General features: G+C 70.0%; 18 protein-coding genes. 13 read left to right on the forward strand and 5 right to left on the reverse strand.

Going from position 1 to position 16,224, the window contains the following annotated elements; translation table 11 throughout:
* Positions 1-42 precede the first annotated feature (42 nt).
* Positions 43-822 (forward strand): NUDIX hydrolase, encoded by a 780-nt coding sequence (locus tag FCN22_RS04670; RefSeq protein WP_137120372.1) that lies wholly within the window; start codon positions 43-45, stop codon positions 820-822.
* The gene (locus FCN22_RS04675) at positions 819-1,610 is read left to right on the forward strand and encodes an MBL fold metallo-hydrolase (RefSeq protein ID WP_137120373.1); all 792 of its coding nucleotides are present in this window, start codon (positions 819-821) and stop codon (positions 1,608-1,610) included. Before FCN22_RS04670 ends, FCN22_RS04675 begins: the two co-directional genes overlap by 4 nt.
* A 5-nt stretch (positions 1,611-1,615) precedes the next feature.
* On the opposite strand, the gene FCN22_RS04680 is transcribed toward FCN22_RS04675, so the two are convergent.
* Positions 1,616-2,320: an RraA family protein gene (locus tag FCN22_RS04680; protein ID WP_137120374.1), complete on the reverse strand. Its 705-nt coding sequence runs from the start codon at positions 2,318-2,320 to the stop codon at positions 1,616-1,618.
* 181 nt (positions 2,321-2,501) lie between these two features.
* On the opposite strand from FCN22_RS04680, the gene FCN22_RS04685 reads away from it, so the two are divergent.
* The 8 genes from FCN22_RS04685 (at position 2,502) to FCN22_RS04720 (ending at position 10,634) form a co-directional block, all read left to right on the forward strand.
* Complete coding sequence (locus FCN22_RS04685) at positions 2,502-3,290, forward strand: IclR family transcriptional regulator (protein WP_137120375.1); 789 nt, start codon at positions 2,502-2,504, stop codon at positions 3,288-3,290.
* Entirely contained in the window at positions 3,287-4,477 is a 1,191-nt protein-coding gene (locus FCN22_RS04690) for a CaiB/BaiF CoA transferase family protein (RefSeq protein ID WP_137120376.1), read from the forward strand. Before FCN22_RS04685 ends, FCN22_RS04690 begins: the two co-directional genes overlap by 4 nt.
* Positions 4,477-5,493, forward strand: coding sequence for a hydroxymethylglutaryl-CoA lyase (locus FCN22_RS04695; protein ID WP_137120377.1), 1,017 nt, complete (start codon positions 4,477-4,479; stop codon positions 5,491-5,493). Before FCN22_RS04690 ends, FCN22_RS04695 begins: the two co-directional genes overlap by 1 nt.
* A complete protein-coding gene (gene leuC / locus FCN22_RS04700; protein ID WP_137120378.1) occupies positions 5,490-6,908 on the forward strand; it encodes a 3-isopropylmalate dehydratase large subunit in 1,419 nt (472 codons plus the stop codon). Before FCN22_RS04695 ends, leuC begins: the two co-directional genes overlap by 4 nt.
* Positions 6,908-7,513, forward strand: coding sequence for a 3-isopropylmalate dehydratase small subunit (gene leuD / locus FCN22_RS04705; protein WP_137120379.1), 606 nt, complete (start codon positions 6,908-6,910; stop codon positions 7,511-7,513). The genes leuC and leuD overlap by 1 nt, the downstream gene beginning before the upstream one ends.
* Positions 7,514-7,583: 70 nt before the next feature.
* Positions 7,584-8,564, forward strand: a complete 981-nt coding sequence (locus tag FCN22_RS04710) for a Bug family tripartite tricarboxylate transporter substrate binding protein (protein ID WP_137120380.1) — start codon at positions 7,584-7,586, stop codon at positions 8,562-8,564.
* Complete coding sequence (locus FCN22_RS04715; protein ID WP_137120381.1) at positions 8,561-9,112, forward strand: tripartite tricarboxylate transporter TctB family protein; 552 nt, start codon at positions 8,561-8,563, stop codon at positions 9,110-9,112. The genes FCN22_RS04710 and FCN22_RS04715 overlap by 4 nt, the downstream gene beginning before the upstream one ends.
* Positions 9,113-9,125: 13 nt before the next feature.
* Positions 9,126-10,634: a tripartite tricarboxylate transporter permease gene (locus FCN22_RS04720; protein WP_137120382.1), complete on the forward strand. Its 1,509-nt coding sequence runs from the start codon at positions 9,126-9,128 to the stop codon at positions 10,632-10,634.
* 127 nt (positions 10,635-10,761) lie between these two features.
* Here FCN22_RS04720 and FCN22_RS04725 read toward each other — a convergent pair whose 3' ends face one another.
* The gene (locus tag FCN22_RS04725; protein WP_162308136.1) at positions 10,762-11,271 is read right to left on the reverse strand and encodes a 2'-5' RNA ligase family protein; all 510 of its coding nucleotides are present in this window, start codon (positions 11,269-11,271) and stop codon (positions 10,762-10,764) included.
* Between the two features lie 29 nt (positions 11,272-11,300).
* The gene (locus FCN22_RS04730) at positions 11,301-11,978 is read right to left on the reverse strand and encodes a Crp/Fnr family transcriptional regulator (protein WP_137120384.1); all 678 of its coding nucleotides are present in this window, start codon (positions 11,976-11,978) and stop codon (positions 11,301-11,303) included.
* 59 nt (positions 11,979-12,037) lie between these two features.
* Between FCN22_RS04730 and nth the strand changes: the two genes are divergently transcribed.
* The 3 genes from nth to FCN22_RS04745 are packed head-to-tail and all read left to right on the forward strand — an operon-like array spanning position 12,038 to position 14,710.
* Positions 12,038-12,775, forward strand: a complete 738-nt coding sequence (nth, locus tag FCN22_RS04735) for an endonuclease III (RefSeq protein WP_137120385.1) — start codon at positions 12,038-12,040, stop codon at positions 12,773-12,775.
* Positions 12,772-13,470, forward strand: coding sequence for an NUDIX hydrolase (locus FCN22_RS04740; protein ID WP_338016632.1), 699 nt, complete (start codon positions 12,772-12,774; stop codon positions 13,468-13,470). Before nth ends, FCN22_RS04740 begins: the two co-directional genes overlap by 4 nt.
* Before the next feature lie 31 nt (positions 13,471-13,501).
* Positions 13,502-14,710 (forward strand): MarP family serine protease, encoded by a 1,209-nt coding sequence (locus tag FCN22_RS04745; RefSeq protein WP_137120386.1) that lies wholly within the window; start codon positions 13,502-13,504, stop codon positions 14,708-14,710.
* 95 nt (positions 14,711-14,805) lie between these two features.
* Here the strand turns inward: FCN22_RS04745 and FCN22_RS04750 are convergent, their stop codons facing one another.
* A complete protein-coding gene (locus tag FCN22_RS04750; protein WP_137120387.1) occupies positions 14,806-15,720 on the reverse strand; it encodes an alpha/beta fold hydrolase in 915 nt (304 codons plus the stop codon).
* 18 nt (positions 15,721-15,738) lie between these two features.
* Entirely contained in the window at positions 15,739-16,155 is a 417-nt protein-coding gene (locus FCN22_RS04755) for a phage holin family protein (protein WP_137120388.1), read from the reverse strand.
* Positions 16,156-16,224 lie beyond the last annotated feature (69 nt).

Below are 16,224 nucleotides of genomic sequence, written 5' to 3' on the forward strand. Positions count from 1 at the left end.
TTCCCGATGCCGGCCATACTCAGCGAGCGAGCCAGGGCCTGGATGGCCGAGCCCTGGACCGACGTGGCCGCGCCACGAGCTGCCGCGACGGTGATGCTGGTCCGTGACTCGGCCGACGGAGTCGAGGTCTTCATGCTGCGCCGGGTGGCGTCGATGAAGTTCGCGCCCCGGATGTGGGTGTTTCCCGGCGGCAGCGTCGACCCCAGGGACGCGGATCCCGAGCTGCCCTGGGCCGGACCGAGCCCCGCCGAGTGGGCGAGTGCCCTCGGCGCCCCCGACGAGGCGACCGCCCGCGAGCTCGTGATCGCTGCCGTCCGCGAGGTCTTCGAGGAGTGCGGTGTGCTGCTCGCCGGGCCCGGCGAGGACTCCGTGGTGGCCGACCTGCGCTCCGACCCGAGCTGGACCCGCGACCGGGAGGCGTTGCTGTCGCACCAGCTGTCGTTCGCCCAGATGCTGATTGCCCGGGGCCTGGTGCTCCGCTCCGACCTCCTGGTCGCCCGCGGGCACTGGATCACCCCCGAGTTCGAGCCGCGCCGCTACGACACGCGCTTCCTTGCCGCGCGCGTGCCGGAGGGGCAGCTCCCCGACGACCTCACCACCGAGGCGGACCACGCCGACTGGACCGAGGCGATGACGCTGCTGCGGCACTACGCCGAGGGGGAGGCGCTGCTCCTGCCGCCCACCGTGGTCTGCTGCGAACAGGTGGCCGCTGCCCCGACCGCGGCCGAGTTCCTTGCCGCACCAGTCACCGTCGCGCCGGTCATGCCCCGGCCGGTCGAGGTCGACGGCGTGGTGATGATGCGCAGCGAGTTGCCGGTATGACGGCCGCGTGGCACGGCGGTGACGTCACCACCCGGGCCACGTGTGTGCTGTGTCCCAACCCGGGCCCGATGACGCTCGACGGCACCAACACCTGGCTGCTCGCCGAGCCCGGCTCCGACAACTACGTGATCATCGACCCGGGCCCCCTCGACGAGGCCCACCTCGCACGGACGCTGGAGGTCGTGGCGGGGCGCGGTGGCCGGGTCGTGCAGACGCTGCTCACCCACTGGCACTGGGACCACGCCGAGTCGGCCGACCGGTTCGCCGAGCTGACGCGGGCGCCGGTGCGCGCCATCGGCGCCGGCCACGACGACCTGCGCGACGGCGACCGGGTGCGCGTCGGAGGCCTGGAGATCGTCGTGGTCGCCACCCCGGGTCACACCGCCGACTCGCTGTCCTTCCTGTTGCCTGCGGAGAACCTGCTGCTCACCGGTGACACGGTGCTCGGCCGGGGGAGCACGGTGGTGGCACACCCCGATGGCGAGCTCGCGGCATACCTCTCGTCGCTGGGGCGGCTCGAGGCGATGACCGGCAGCGGTGAGGTGACCTCGATCGCCCCGGGCCACGGCCCCACCGTGCCGGACGCGGCGGGCACGGTGCGGTGGTACCTCGACCACCGTCGGGAACGACTCGACCAGGTGCGGGACGCGCTCGCGGCCGGTGCCGCACAGGCACCCGACGTCGCCGACGCCGTCGTGGAGCGGGTGTATGCCGATGTGCCCCGCGAGGTCTGGCCGGCCGCCCGGCTCAGTGTCCTCGCCCAGCTCGACTACCTGCGGGATCGGTAGGCGCGTCAGCCCCTCGGGGCCTTGGTGACATCGCGGAGCTCGGCGATCCGTGCGTCGATTCCCGTGGCCGCGGGCAGGGTGGCGCCGCCGTTGATGGCGGCCCGCCACTTCGCCTCCCGCTGGTCCACTGCTCGGGTCTTCTCGAGGACCTCCCCCACCCTGTCCCCGGGGATCACCACCACTCCGCTGCGGTCTGCCCGCACCACATCGCCAGGCCGCACGAGGACGCCACCGCATTGGATGGGCACGTTGATGGCGCCCGGCCCCTCGCCCGAACCTGTCGCGGGATGGGCGCCCCGGGCATACACGGGCAAGCCCACTTCCTCAATGCCCTCCACGTCGCGGATGACGCCGTCCACGACGACCCCCCGACACCCCGCGGCGAGCAGCGTGGCGGAGACGACGTCGCCCACCAGCGCAGCGTCCAGTCGCCCCCCGCCGTCGATCACCAGGACATCTCCCGACTGGACGAGATCCGTTGACTTCAGCGGAAAGAGGATGTCACCCGGGCGGGTCCACACCGTGGTTGCAGGCCCGCAGACGTCCACCTCACCGCACCGGTGGGCGATGCCGGGACCCAGCACGCTGACCGGACCTCCCGAGTCGGCGATCTGCGTCGTCGGATAGGCGCTGAGCTGTTTCACGATCTCCGCATCAGGCCGCGGGACCTCGTGATGGATCTCCCACTCGCGCGGGTGTGACTTGGACATGGACTTCTCGCTTCCTGCGGTGGCGCTCACGCCCTCCGCAATGGCTGTGACTGTCGGCCGCCGGCGCTGCAGCGGCTCCCGGGGGGACCAAAGAAACTGCCCGGTAGGGGGTGCGCTGGCAAAGGTGAGTATGTACTATCCCCTCCACTAGTTGGAAGCACCTTCCAAATAATGGAGAAACATGAGTGGAGTCGGCGTCCTCGACAAGGTGATGGCGATCCTTGCTGCCTTCCCCGACGGCACGACGCGGCTCGAACCCTCCGAGATCGCTGAACGGCTCGGGATATCGGTCCCCACGGCCTACCGGCTCATGGCCGGGATGGCGGAACACCGGCTCCTCGCTCCCGGGCGAGGCGGCTACCGACTCGGTGCCGGACTGATCAGGCTCGGTGCGAAGGCGACCGAAGGCGTCGAGGCACGCCGGGTCGCGCTGCCCTTCATGAAGGAACTGCGCGATGCCACAGGGGAAACCGTCGAACTGCAGATCCGGACCGGCTACACGCGCGTCCCGATCGAGATGATCGTGGGCCACCGAACCGTCCGGACCATGGGGGAGATCGGCGTGCCGCTCCCGATCCACGTCGGCGCGTCCAGCCGAGTCCTCCTCGCCTGGATGGATGAGGAGGAGGCCATGGCGCTGGCCCGGCGAAGCTCGGAGGAGAACCATCCCGCCGGACGGCCCCCGTGGAGTCCCCAGGCCTACCGCCGGCGTCTTCGCGTGGTGCGCCGACAGGGCTGGGAGTTCAGCCGGGGCGAACGCGACCCTGAGACGTCCGCAGTGTCCGTCCCCGTCTTCGATCGAATAGGTGATGTTGTGGCTGCTGTCATCGTGTCGTCCACCGCGACCCGATTCGCCGAGGAGGCGCACCGATCCGACGCGATCGCCCGCGCCCGCGAGTGTGGGTCGGCAGTCTCGCTCGCGCTCGGGTTCTCCGACGAAGTGGTCGATGCCGCGGAGACCGTACGGTGACCGGGCCACTCCGCGGCCTCCGGGTCCTCGACATCGCCACCGTCTTCGCCGGCCCGTTCGCGGCCGCCCTGCTCGGCGACATGGGGGCCGATGTGCTGAAGGTCGAGATGCCGGGCACGGGTGACCCGCTCCGCGCCCTGGGCCCGTTCAAGGGGGACGTCTCCCTGACGTGGGCGGCATCCGCGCGCAACAAACGCAGCATGACCCTGGACCTGCGGACGCCGGCGGGCCAGGAGATCCTCTGTCAGTTGCTCGCCCAGCAGGACGTTCTCATCGAGAACTTCCGCCCGGGCACCCTAGACAAGTGGGGCCTGCCCACCGAGCGGCTCCGGTCGACGAACCCCGACCTCGTGATCGTGCGCGTGAGCGGCTACGGACAGACCGGACCCAACAAGGGCAAGGCCGGGTTCGGCACTCCTGCAACGGCATACAGCGGCTATGCGCACATCAGCGGATTCCCCGACCGGCCCCCTGTCCTGCCCTCGGTCTCCTTGGTCGACTACCTGACCGGCATGTATGCGGCGATGGGGGCGCTCGCGGCCATCTACCAGCTGCGCGTCGCCGGCGGACCCCCTGAAGAGGTGGATGTCGCGCTCTACGAGTCGATCTTCCGGATGCTCGAGGTCGTCGTGGCCGAGTATGACGTGCTGCACCAGGTGCGCGAACGCACCGGCAACGAGCTCGCCGCATCCTCGCCTGCCGGGATCTACGAGACCAAGGACGGGCAGTGGCTGGTCATCGTCACGAGCACCGAGCACACCTTCCGTCGGCTGGCCGAGGCCATGGACCGGGCGGACATGCTGACCGACCCCCGGTATTCCACCAATCGCGCGCGGCTCGACCGGCGCGAGGAGATGAACCGCATCCTGTCCGAGTGGACCGGGCAACGGACCAGGGCGGAGCTGACGCAGGTCCTGGACGACTTCAGCGTCCCCCACTCCCCGATCTACAGCGCCGAGGACATCTTCTCCGACCCGCACTACGCGGCACGGGAGATGCTCGTCGAGGTGACGCATCCCCAGCTGGGCGAGATCAAGCTGCCCGGAGTGGTGCCCAAGTTCAGCGAGAACCCGGGCAACGTCCGGAGTGCCGGGCCCGGCCTCGGAGAGCACACCGACTCCGTCCTCAAAGAGCTGGGAATCCCCCAGGAAGAGATCGAGAGCCTGCGCGAGAGAGGAATCGTCTGATGTCCACGCTGAGCGAGGCGCAACGGTATGCCGGCGAGGCGGCGGGCCGTGACCCCCTGCCCTTCGAGCTGCCCGAGCGTGTGCGCATCCAGGAGGTGGGACCACGTGACGGGTTCCAGCTCGAGACGACGACGATCGAGACCTCCGACAAGGTGGCGATCATCGACGCGCTGTCAGCGGCCGGGCTCCCGGCGGTGCAGCTCACGTCGTTCGTCCGTCCCGATGCCGTCCCACAGTTGTCGGATGCTGCGGAGGTGATGGCCCGGTACACGCCGGCCGTGGGCGTCACCTACTCCGTGCTGGTCCCCAATCTGAAGGGGGCCCAACGCGCGCTGGAGTTCGACGCGACCGTGTGGGAGCTGATGCTCTCCTCCACCGACGCGCACAGTCTCGCCAACGCCAACTGCACCACCGCCGAGTGCATGGACCGGCTCCGACCGGCCATCGAGCTCGGTCACGAAAATGGCATCTCGCTGGTCGGCGGCATGGGGACCGCCCTGGGCTGCCCCTTCGAGGGGCGCACCAGCTTCGAGCGGGTCGCATGGGTCGTCGAGCTCTTCGCCGAGGCAGGTGTCAACCACGTGACCCTCGCCGACACCGCCGGACTGGCCGATCCGGCGCACGTCTTCGATCTGTCGAAGCGGCTTCGAGCCGCCTTCCCAGACACGGGAATCACGCTGCACCTGCACAATACGCGCGGGCTCGGCATGGCCAACGTGCTCGCGGGCCTGGCTGCCGACGTCACCGACTTCGACTCCTCCGTCGGTGGCCTGGGGGGCTGCCCCTACGCGCCGGGCGCCACCGGCAACATCGCCACCGAGGAGCTGGTGCACATGCTGTCGCTCCTCGGGATCGAGACCGGTGTCGACCTCGACGCCGTGATCCGGATTGCCCGCGACCAGGTCCGGCCGGCGGTCCAGCACCGCCTGGAGAGCTCCTTCGAGAGGGCCGACCCGTCGTGGCGCCTGCACAAGGCTCCCGAGCGCCAGATCCTTCGCGAGGCAGCGTCCTCGTGACGGCTTCTGCTGGGCCCAGGACGCTCGCCGACAAGGTGTGGGACAGCCACGTCGTCCGGCAGGCCGAGAGTGAGCCGGACCTCCTCTACATCGACCTGCACCTGCTGCACGAGCTCAACACGCCCGTCGCCTTCGACCTGCTGCGTGAGTCCGGGCGGACGGTCCGGCGGCCGGACCTCACGCTCGGCACGGAAGACCACAACACGCCGACCAAGGACATCACCAAGGTCATCGAGGACCACGCGGCGCGGCACCAGGTCGAGCTGATGCGCAGCAACTGCGAGCAGTTCGGCATCGAGTTGCACCGACTCGGCGACGAGCGGCAGGGCATCGTGCACGTCATCGCGCCCGAGCTCGGCCTGGCGCAACCCGGGATGACCATCGTGTGCTGCGACTCGCACACCACCACCCAGGGAGCCTTCGGGGCGCTGGCCTTCGGCATCGGGACGTCGCAGGTCGCGCACGTCCTGGCCACGCAGACACTGCGCATGGGCCGGATGAAGAACATGCGGGTGACGGTGAACGGTGCGTTGCCGGCTGGGGTCTCCGCCAAGGACCTCGTCCTCGCCCTGATCCACGAGGTGGGCACGGCCGGAGGACAGGGGCACGTCATCGAGTACTGCGGCTCAGCCATCGAGGGACTGTCGATGGAGGGGCGGATGACGGTCTGCAACATGTCCGTCGAGGCCGGGGCCCGCGCGGGCATGGTCGCCCCGGACGAGACGACCTTCGCCTACCTGAAGGGACGGCCGCACGCACCGACCGGCGCGGACTGGAAGGTTGAGCTCGCCGAGTGGCGCACCTTCCGCACTGATCCCGGTGCTGTCTTCGACCGCGAGGTGGTGTTCGACGCCAGCACGTTGTCCCCCTTCGTCACCTGGGGCACCAACCCTGCGCAGAGCGTCCGCCTCGACGGGGTCGTTCCCGATCCCGCGGAGCTGGATGACCCCGCGGCCCGGCAGGCCGCTCGACGAGCCCTGGACTACATGGGACTGGCGCCCGGGACCGCTATGCGCGACATCGGCGTCGACGCCGTCTTCATCGGTTCCTGCACCAACGGTCGGATCGAGGACCTGCGGGCGGCTGCCGAAGTGCTCGATGGACGCTCGGTCGCCGATGGCGTCGAGGTCGTGCTGGTGCCCGGCTCCGAATCGGTGCGCCGGCAGGCCATGGACGAGGGGCTGGACCGCGTCTTCGAGAAGGCCGGGATCCAGCTGCGCTACTCCGGCTGTTCGATGTGTGCGGCGGTCAACGAGGACCGGTTGCGTGCCGGGCAACGTGCTGCCTCCACCAACAACCGGAACTTCGAAGGCAGACAGGGCAAGGGATCCCGGACCCACGTCGTGTCCCCTGCCGTGGCGGCCGCCAGTGCGGTGGCCGGACGGCTGTGTTCGCCGGAAGACCTGGAGGCGTGATGGAGCCGTTCACCGTGCACGTGGGCCGCGCGGTTCCGTTGAGGCGGACCAACGTCGACACCGACCAGATCCTCCCGGTCCGCTTCCTGACCCGCAGCAGCATCGCCGGATACGGGGAGAACCTGTTCAACGACTGGCGGGACGACCCCGACTTCGTGCTGAACGACCCCCGATTCACCGATGCGTCGATCCTGGTCGCCGGCACCGACTTCGGCATCGGTTCGTCGCGCGAGTCCGCAGTGTGGGCCCTCACCGGCCGCGGGTTCAAGGCGGTGCTCAGCCCGAGATTCGGCGACATCTTCTACGGCAACGCTTTGTCCAACGGTTTGCTCCCGGTCACCGTGGACGAAGCGGCCACGAAGGCTCTGTGGGAGCTGATCGAGCGCGATCCCTCCCTCGCCGTGACGATCGACCTGGGCGCCAAACAGGTTCGCGCCGCCAGCTTGGCCGTGCCGTTCGAGATCGACAGCCACGCCAGGTGGCGGCTGATGCACGGCCTGGACGACGTCTCCCTCACCGAGCACCACACCGCCCGCATCGCCGACTACGAGAGCCGGCGCCGACCGACCATGCCCACGACCGGCAGGCGAAGGGAGGTCTCCTGAGTCTCGGCAGTGCGCACCACCTCCCACCACCAAGCCGTGCCGGCACAGGCACAGATCATGGAGATGACCCGTGTTGAAGACCCGATTCCTCGCAGCAGCGGTCGTGAGCGGCCTCGCGCTCTCCGGCTGCTCGAGCTCGTCCGCCGAGGGCAGCACCGACGACTACCCCAAGGGACCCGTCCAGATGAGTGTTGGTGCCGATCCCGGCAGCGGCTTCGACCTCACGATGCGCACTCTCGTCGACGTGCTGCAGAAGGAGAAGATCGTCGATGCCCCCATGCCGATCGAGAACCACCCGGGCGCGGCGTCGGCCGTCTGGCTCGCGCAGATGGTCGAACGCAAGAAGGAGGCCGACGACCAGGTGTCGGTCACGTCCCTGGTGATGATGACCAACAAGGCGCGGGCGCAGTCGAAGTACAACTACGACGACGTCACCATGATCTGTCGGCTGCTGTCCGAGTACTTCGTGGTCGTCACCAGCGCGGACTCGAAGTACAAGGACCTGAAGTCGGTGCTCGATGCCGTGGTCAAGGACCCGAAGTCGGTGCCCGTGGGGGCGGCGTCGGACGACCAGCTGCCGTTTGCCCTGCTCGTCGACGCGGCCGGTGGCGAAGCCTCCAAGATCAACTTTGTCGCCTATGACGGCGGTGGCGAGCAGAGCGCCGCGCTGCTCTCCGGTGACATCAAGGTGGCCATCGCCGGCACGAGCGAGTTCCTGCCGCTCATCGAGTCCGGCAAGCTGAGGGCGCTGACAGTGGTCGGCGAGAAGCGGCTCAAGGGACTGCCCGACGTCCCCACCTCGGTGGAGCAGGGCTATGACGTCACCCTGTCGAACTGGCGGGGGATCTACGGGCCTCCTGGTATGCCCGACTACGCGGTCACCTACTGGAAGAAGGCGCTGAAGAAGGCCGTGAACTCCGACTCGTGGAAGAAGGCCGCCAAGAAGAACCAGTGGGAGACGACGTTCATGACCGGCGACGAGATGAACACCTACCTGAAGTCCACCAACCAGCAGGTGGAGGACGCGATGGCCAAGACCGGCAACTCATGACGGCGACGTTGGAGACCGAGGCTCTTACAACGGAGCACCGGTCCGGGCGCTCCGACGTCTCGTCGGGCCTCGTGGTCGCCGTCGCCGGTGCGGTGCTGCTGGTCTTCGCGCTCCACATCGAGACGACGGGCAAGGACCTCGGCATCGGTCCGAGGACCCTGCCGGTCGCCCTCAGCGTGATGCTCATCGTGAGCGGTCTGCTCCTCGTCGGGTTGGGCCTGCGCCGGGTGCGGGTCATGGGGATCGAGCGGGAACTCATGCACTACGGCGACGCCGAGGACGTCGGGGAGCTCGTGCTCCCCGACGAGCCGCCGGTCCCTCCACGCCGGCTCGTGGTCGTCGTGGCGATGTTCATCGGCTACGCGCTGATCTTCATCCCGCTGGGCTACATGGTGTCCACCGCCCTCTACCTGGCGGCCATGGTCACCGTGATCGACCGGGCCCGCTGGAAGCGCAACCTGGTCTTCGCGGTCCTCTTCGCGGTGATCGTCTACTACGCCTTCACCCGGCTGCTGGCAGTCCAGCTGCCGGTGGGCATCCTCGGCTGATCGGACCACTGGTATGGATGCGCTGAACTCGTTGCTGTCCGGCCTCGCCGGGGCCGTCACACCGACCAACCTCCTGTTCGTCTTCGTCGGCGTCCTGATCGGGACGATCGTCGGGGTGCTCCCTGGCCTGGGGCCGATCACGGCCATCGCGCTGCTCATCCCGCTGTCCTTCGGGCTGGATCCGGCCGCCGGGCTGATCCTGTTGTGCGGTGTCTACTACGGCGCCATGTACGGCGGATCCATCACCTCCATCCTCATCCGCACGCCGGGGGAGGTGGCGTCGGCGGTCACGGCCCTGGAGGGCTACGAGATGGCCAAGCGTGGACACGCTGGGCCGGCCCTCGCCACCTCCGCCGTCGGATCCTTCATCGGCGGCTCCCTGGCCGTCCTCGGCCTGGTGTTTCTCTCGCCCGTGCTGGTCGACGTCTCGACCTCCTTCGGTGCGCCCGAGTACGCGGTCCTGCTCGTGGGCGCACTGGCCCTCACGACCTCGTTGATGTCCGGTTCGAGGTTGAAGGCCCTGATCTCGGTGTTGTTCGGGATGTGCGTCGGTCTGGTCGGCATGGACCCGCAGGACTCGGTGGCGCGGTGGACCTTCGGGAGCATCCAGCTCTCGGACGGCATCGACATCGCCCTGCTCGCGATGGCGCTGTTCGCCATTCCGGAGGCGATCCGCAACCTCGCCGTCGGAGAGCGACACCCGTCGCACGCCCTCGCCATCCAGCGAGCGTGGATGAACAAGAGGGACTTGCGCCGGTCGAGCGGTCCCTATGCGCGGGGCACGCTGATCGGCTTCGTCGCCGGCGTCATGCCGGGACTCGGTCCCACCCTCGGCTCCTTCGCCTCCTACTCGGTGGAGCGCACGCTCGGCCGACGGGCCAGGGACGAGCGCCGCGCCGAGTTCGGCCACGGCGCCATCGAGGGCGTGGCCGGGCCGGAGACCGCCAACAACGCCGGTGTCGGCGGCGCCATGGTGCCCATGCTGGCGCTGGCCATCCCGGGATCGGCCACGACCGCGCTGCTGCTCTTCGTCTTCCAGATGTACGGTCTCCAACCCGGTCCGCAGCTCTTCCAGACCGACGGTGACCTCGTCTGGACCATCGTGGCGAGCATGCTCATCGGCAACGCCATGCTCCTGGTGCTCAACCTGCCAATGGTCCGCCTGTTCGTGAAGCTGCTGAAGGTGCCTCCGCCGTTGCTCTACAGCGGCGTGATCGCGTTCGTCATGCTCGGGGCCTACGCGCTGACCTTCAGCTTCTTCTCGCTGATGCTGCTCCTCGTCATCGGGCTGATGGGCTACTTCCTGCAGGAGAACGGCTTTCCGTTGACGCCGGCGATCCTTGCGGCCGTTCTCCTGCCGCTGCTGGAGCTGAACCTGCGGCGTGCGCTTCGGATCTCGGCCGGCGACTGGACGACCTTCATCGACCGGCCGATCTCGTTGACCCTGCTGGTGCTCATCGTGATCGGGGTGGCCGTGCCGATGCTCCTGCAGCTGAGACGCCGCTTCGCGCGCCCCGACTGAGGAGGACCGGCCCGCACCCCCTTCCGCGAGGCGGTCGAGCGGGTGCAGCTGCCACGCGGTTCGAGCACCGAGCGCATCCTGGATGCGGCCGCCGAGAGCGGGATCAGAGCGCTGGCACCGGTGCTCGCTAGCCGCTGGCAAAGGGGAAGCGGGCCAGTGAGCGGCTGCGGTGCGGTTCGTACCAGTACAACTCGGCCGCAACGGCGGTGACGGTCACCGGGACGAAGGGCGCCACGCCGGCGGTCAGCTCGGCCAGCTCGTCCGGCGTGGCCGCGTGGTCGATCGACAGATGCGGTATGACGTCCGCGAACCTGCCGCCGTAGGGCGGACACTGCGGCCAGCGCCGCCACAGCTCCGAGGTGAGGGCGCGGAACGGGTCGGTCGGTTCGGGCACGAGGTGCACCAGGCCGTCGCCGGGGAAGCGGCCGAGCCGGGCGAGCTCGAAGCGAAACGGCACGACCCCGGCGAAGAAGCCGCACAAATCGTCCAGGACCTCAGGCGTCAGCTCCTCGCGCGGCAGGAACGGGCCGAGCAGGGTGATGTGCGCGTGCACCGTGTCGGGGTCGGCGTGCAGGTAGTCCGGCGCCCATCGCTCCAGCGGCGGCCGGACCACCGGTTCGAGCGGCGGGACCGGCACCAGCAGGACCGAGTGCGCGTCGGTGATGGTCAGCGGGCGCGGCGCTGGAGCCGCTCGACGTCGATCAGCGTGACGGCGCGGGCCTCGAGCTTGAGCCAGCCGCGCGTGGCGAAGTCGGCGAGCGCCTTGTTGACCGTCTCGCGGGAGGCGCCGACGAGCTGCGCGAGCTCCTCCTGGGTGAGGTCGTGGGCGACCAGCACGCCGTCCTCGGAGCGGCGGCCGAACCGGGTGGACAGGTCGAGCAGTGCCTTGGCGACGCGGCCGGGCACGTCGGTGAAGACCAGGTCGGCCAGGATGTCGTTGGTGCGGCGCAGCCGGCGGGCCAGGGCTGCGAGCATGGCGGTGGCGACGGCCGGGCGCCCCGCCAGGTAGTCGTTGAGGTCCTCATGGCCCAGGCCGAGCAGCTGGGTCTCGGCGATCGCCGACGCCGTGGCGGTGCGCGGTCCGGGGTCGAACAGGCTCAGCTCGCCGAAGAGCTCGCCGGGGCCCTGGATCGCCAGGAGGTTCTCGCGGCCGTCCTTGCTGGTGCGGCCGAGCTTGATCTTGCCCTCGCCGATGACGTAGAGCCGGTCGCCCTGGTCGCCCTCGCGGAAGAGCACGTCGCCGCGCTCGAGACGGGTCCGGGACATCGACCCCAGCAGGGCGGACGCGGCCTCGTCGTCGAGGCCTGCGAACAAGGGCGCATTTCTCACCACATCGAGATCCACGGGCGTCAGTCTGCCATGGTGCGGCCGTGATGGTCGGATCCGGCGTCTAATCTGGTGAGGTGTCTGCCACCGCCGCCGAATCGCCCGCCACGCCCACGGGGGAGTCCCCGGTCGCCCTGACCCGCCGCGCCCGCAAGGTCTACCGGCTCCTGCACGAGCGCTACCCCGACGCCCACTGCGAGCTCGACTTCTCCACTCCGCTGGAGCTTCTCGTGGCGACCATCCTGTCCGCGCAGACCACCGACGTGCGCGTCAACCTGGTCACGCCGACCCTCTTCGCGCACTACCGCTCGGCCGCCGACTACGCGGGCGCCGACCGCACCGAGCTGGAGACGATCATCCAGTCGACCGGCTTCTACCGCGCCAAGACGAACTCGCTGATCAAGCTGGGCGACGCACTGGTCGACCGGTTCGACGGTGAGGTGCCCGCGCGCCTGAAGGACCTGGTCACGCTGCCCGGCGTCGGCCGCAAGACCGCAAATGTGGTGCTGGGCAACGCGTTCGGCGTGCCCGGCATCACCGTCGACACGCACTTCGGCCGGCTGTCGCGGCGCCTGGGCTTCACGCTGGAGGAGGACCCGGTCAAGGTCGAGCACGAGGTCGGTGCGCTCTTCCCCAAGAAGGACTGGACCATGCTGTCGCACGTGCTGATCTTCCACGGGCGACGCACCTGCCACGCCAAGCGCCCGGCCTGCGGCGCCTGCCCCGTGGCCCGCTGGTGCCCGTCATACGGCATCGGCGAGACCGACCCCGACAAGGCGGCCAAGCTGCTCAAGTTCGAGCTGGCGCCGCGGTGAGCGACGCCGCCCGGGCTCCGGTGCCGGAGTGGATGGACCGGCTGCGGGGCCAGATCGGGCAGGTCCCGCCGAGCTGGTTCAGCCGGTTCCTCCCGCCGGAGGAGGGCGGCCGCGAGTCCGCGGTGCTGATGCTTTTCGGACCCGACGCGGCCGGGGGCGAGGACGTGGTGCTGACCGAGCGCGCCCACACCATGCGCTCGCACCCGGGTCAGGTGTCCTTCCCGGGCGGCTCGGTGGACCCGGAGGACGACGGGCCGGTCTCGGCGGCGCTGCGCGAGGCCGAGGAGGAGGTCGGGTTGCGGTCCGACGGGGTCGAGGTCGTGGCAAAGCTGCCGCAGTTGTTCCTCCAGCCGAGCCAGTACGTCGTCACGCCCGTGCTCGCCTGGTGGGCCCGGCAGTCGCCGATCGGCGTGCAGGACACGGGCGAGGTCGCCCGCGTGGTCCGTGCGCCCCTGCGCGAACTGACCGATCCGGCGCGGCGTTTCACCGTCACGCACCCGAGCGGCTACGTGGGCCCTGGTTTCGAGGTCGACGGCCTCTTCGTCTGGGGTTTCACCGCCGGGCTGCTCTCCAAGGTGCTCGAGCTGGCCGGTCTTGACCGCGAGTGGGACCACACCGTGCGACGGCCGCTGCCGGAGTGGTTGCGCGCGCTCGGCGACGGTCCGCCGGCACAGCGTGAGGTCCGACGCCGGTGAGCAACGACCACGCGGGGCGTGGAGGTGCGGCATGAGCAGCCACGCCGTCCTGGACGTGGTGCTGGCCGCACTGCTGGTCCTGTATGCCGTGGCCGGTTACCGCCGCGGGCTGGTCGCCAGCGTGTTCGCGCTCGCCGGCATCCTCGTCTTCGGCGCGCTCGGGTTGTGGCTGCTGCCCCTGCTGGTGCACCAGTCGCGAGCCGTCGACAACAGCATCTTCCTGCGCAGCCTGGTCCTCATCGCGGGAGTCCTCATCCTGGCCAGCTTCGGCCAGCTGCTGGGGTCGGCGCTCGGCGCGAGGATCCGGGGGATGGTCCACCCGCCGGCGCTGCGGTACCTCGACGCCGCGCTCGGCGCCGTCGCCTCCGTGATGGTGGTGGCGGTCTTCGTGTGGTTCCTCGCGGGCGCCGCCCGGGGGGCGCTGCCCGGATCCGCCGCTCGAGCGGTGTCGCAGTCCAAGGTCCTGCAGGGCATCAACCGGGTCGTCCCCGGTCAGGTCGGTGGGTGGTTCGCCGGGTTCCAGGACGTGCTCGACCGGCACGGCTTCCCGAGGGTCTTCGACGGTCTGCAGCAGGAGCCGATCCTGCCGGTCTCGCCGCCGGACGACGGGGCAACCAGGGGCCCGGGCGTCGCTCGCGCGTCCGGGTCGATCGTCAAGATCACCGGACTGTCCAACCGATGCCACCGCGGGCAGGAGGGCAGCGGCTGGGTCGTCGCACCGGACAAGGTGGTCACCAACGCCCACGTGGTGGCCGGCATGACCAAGGTCGCGGTGCAGGTGGGTGGCGCCGGCCGCTCCTACAGCGGGCGGGCGGTGGTCTTCGACCCACGGCGCGACCTCGCGGTGCTGTCGGTGCCGGGGCTGCCGGCTCCGCCGATGAAAGTCGGCAAGGACCTCAACCGGGCGGACAGCGCCGTCGTGGCGGGCTTCCCGCTCGACGGGCCGTTCCGCCTCGCCCCGGCGCGGGTCCGCGGCATCATCACCGCACGCGGTGCCGACATCCGCGGCAACCCCGGCGTGAGCCGACAGGTCTACTCGCTTGCCGCGAAGGTGCAGCCGGGCAACTCGGGCGGCCCGTTGCTCGCACCGTCCGGTGAGGTGGTCGGCACCGTCTTCGCCCGGTCGATCGAGGACACCGACACCGGTTACGCCCTGACCATGCAGGAGTCCGCGCGGGTCCTGAAGAAAGCCGGCTCGGCGAACGTCCCGGTCGACACCGGTGCCTGTGTGTCCCGCTGACCGCGCTCGCTCGGGGTGGAGGCTTCTACCTCAGGTGACAGGCACGGCAGATCAATATTGACCCTCCGTCCGGCAGTCACCTCGGCGGCGCGACGTCATCGGGGAAGGGCGCCGAGCCAGTCGACGAGGCGGCGGTTGACCTCGTCGGGTGCCTCCTCCGGCAGGAAGTGTCCGGCGCCCCTGAGGAACCGCTGGTTGAAGGGTCCGGTGACGTATCCCCCCGAATCAGCCGCCGCCGACGGCACGAAGGCGCCGTCCTGCTCCCCGTGCAGCTGCAGCACGGGCACGCGCACCGAGCGGTGCAGCCGGTTGACGAAACGCCGTCCGTCGCTGCGCAGCTGGCTGCGAACCAGCCAGCGGTAGTACTCCGCCGCGCTGTGGGCGACGAAGGGCAGGCCCATCGCGTGCGCGTAGCGCTCGACCACGTCGGGAGGGGGCCACCCACCATCCGGCGCCGCCCAACGGCGCAGGAACCCCTCGACATACGTGCTGTTGCGCGAGAGCCGCCGCTCGGGGACGAACGGTCGCTGGAGACCGGCGAGGTAACCGTTGGCGCGGACCTGCGCCGGGTCGGCGTAGGAGGCGCGGCGCCAGGCCAGCGGATGCGGCATGCCGAGTGCCGCGACCGCGCGGGTGACAGCCGGCTGCATCGAGGGCATCGACCAGCCGATCCACCCTCCCCAGCCGTGGCCCACGACGACCGCGTCCTCCGCGCCCAGGGACCGGATGACGCTGGCGGCGTCGGCAGCCAGCGTGAAGGTGTCGTAGCCGTGCGGCGGCTTGTCGGACCCGCCGTAGCCGCGCAGGTCCATGGCGACGGCGCGGTACCCGGCCTCGGCCAGGGCCGGCAGCTGCGCCCGCCAGGCCCACCAGAACTCGGGAAAACCGTGCAGCAGCAGCACCATCGGGCCCTGGCCGAGCTCGGCCACGTGGAATCGGGCGCCGTTGGCCGGGACGAGCCGGTGCTCCCAGGGGCCCTCGACGAAGATGCCCGCACCGTCAGTGTTCACGCGACCCCCGAGTCGTCGTCAACGGGCGTTGGATTCCTTGCTGGGCTTGACCGCCGCGATGGTGTCCTGTGCGTTCTTGATGGTGCGCTTCGGCTTGCCCTGGACCTTGCTGAGGGCGGCCTTGCCCATCAGGGCCAGGATGCCGCAGATGATCAGCAGGACCACGCCGATGATCAGGAAGGCCAGCCAGGGCGACAGCCCGGCCGCGACGATGCCGTAGACGGCCGCGAAGAACAGCAGCCCGAGCGCGTAGAGCGCCACCAGCCCGGCCGCGCCCAGCATGCCCGCACCGGTGCCGGCCTTCAGCGCATCGGCCTTCAGCTCGGCCTTGGCGAGGTCGAGCTCGCTGCGCACGATCGACGAGACGTCCTCGGTGGCCTGGGCGACGAGCTGCCCCAGGGTTCGTTCGGGCGTGGTGCTGTCAGTGGTGGCCATGACCTCTCCTTCGACGTGCGGGGGCGATCCACCCTGCGGTCCGCAGGGCACCCCCGACCCTATCCACCT

Origin of the sequence: Segeticoccus rhizosphaerae (assembly GCF_005222685.1) — a bacterium.
GTDB classification, from domain to species: domain Bacteria; phylum Actinomycetota; class Actinomycetes; order Actinomycetales; family Dermatophilaceae; genus Segeticoccus; species Segeticoccus rhizosphaerae.

Excerpts from the sequence above, each read along its gene's own strand:
- FCN22_RS04670 (WP_137120372.1), top strand. The coding sequence starts at position 43 with ATGGCCGAGCCCTGGACCGACGTGGCCGCGCCACGAGCTGCCGCGACG.
- FCN22_RS04675 (WP_137120373.1), top strand. The coding sequence starts at position 819 with ATGACGGCCGCGTGGCACGGCGGTGACGTCACCACCCGGGCCACGTGT.
- FCN22_RS04680 (WP_137120374.1), bottom strand. The coding sequence starts at position 2,320 with ATGTCCAAGTCACACCCGCGCGAGTGGGAGATCCATCACGAGGTCCCG.
- FCN22_RS04685 (WP_137120375.1), top strand. The coding sequence starts at position 2,502 with ATGAGTGGAGTCGGCGTCCTCGACAAGGTGATGGCGATCCTTGCTGCC.
- FCN22_RS04695 (WP_137120377.1), top strand. The coding sequence starts at position 4,477 with ATGTCCACGCTGAGCGAGGCGCAACGGTATGCCGGCGAGGCGGCGGGC.
- leuD (WP_137120379.1), top strand. The coding sequence starts at position 6,908 with ATGGAGCCGTTCACCGTGCACGTGGGCCGCGCGGTTCCGTTGAGGCGG.
- FCN22_RS04715 (WP_137120381.1), top strand. The coding sequence starts at position 8,561 with ATGACGGCGACGTTGGAGACCGAGGCTCTTACAACGGAGCACCGGTCC.
- FCN22_RS04720 (WP_137120382.1), top strand. The coding sequence starts at position 9,126 with ATGGATGCGCTGAACTCGTTGCTGTCCGGCCTCGCCGGGGCCGTCACA.
- FCN22_RS04745 (WP_137120386.1), top strand. The coding sequence starts at position 13,502 with ATGAGCAGCCACGCCGTCCTGGACGTGGTGCTGGCCGCACTGCTGGTC.
- FCN22_RS04755 (WP_137120388.1), bottom strand. The coding sequence starts at position 16,155 with ATGGCCACCACTGACAGCACCACGCCCGAACGAACCCTGGGGCAGCTC.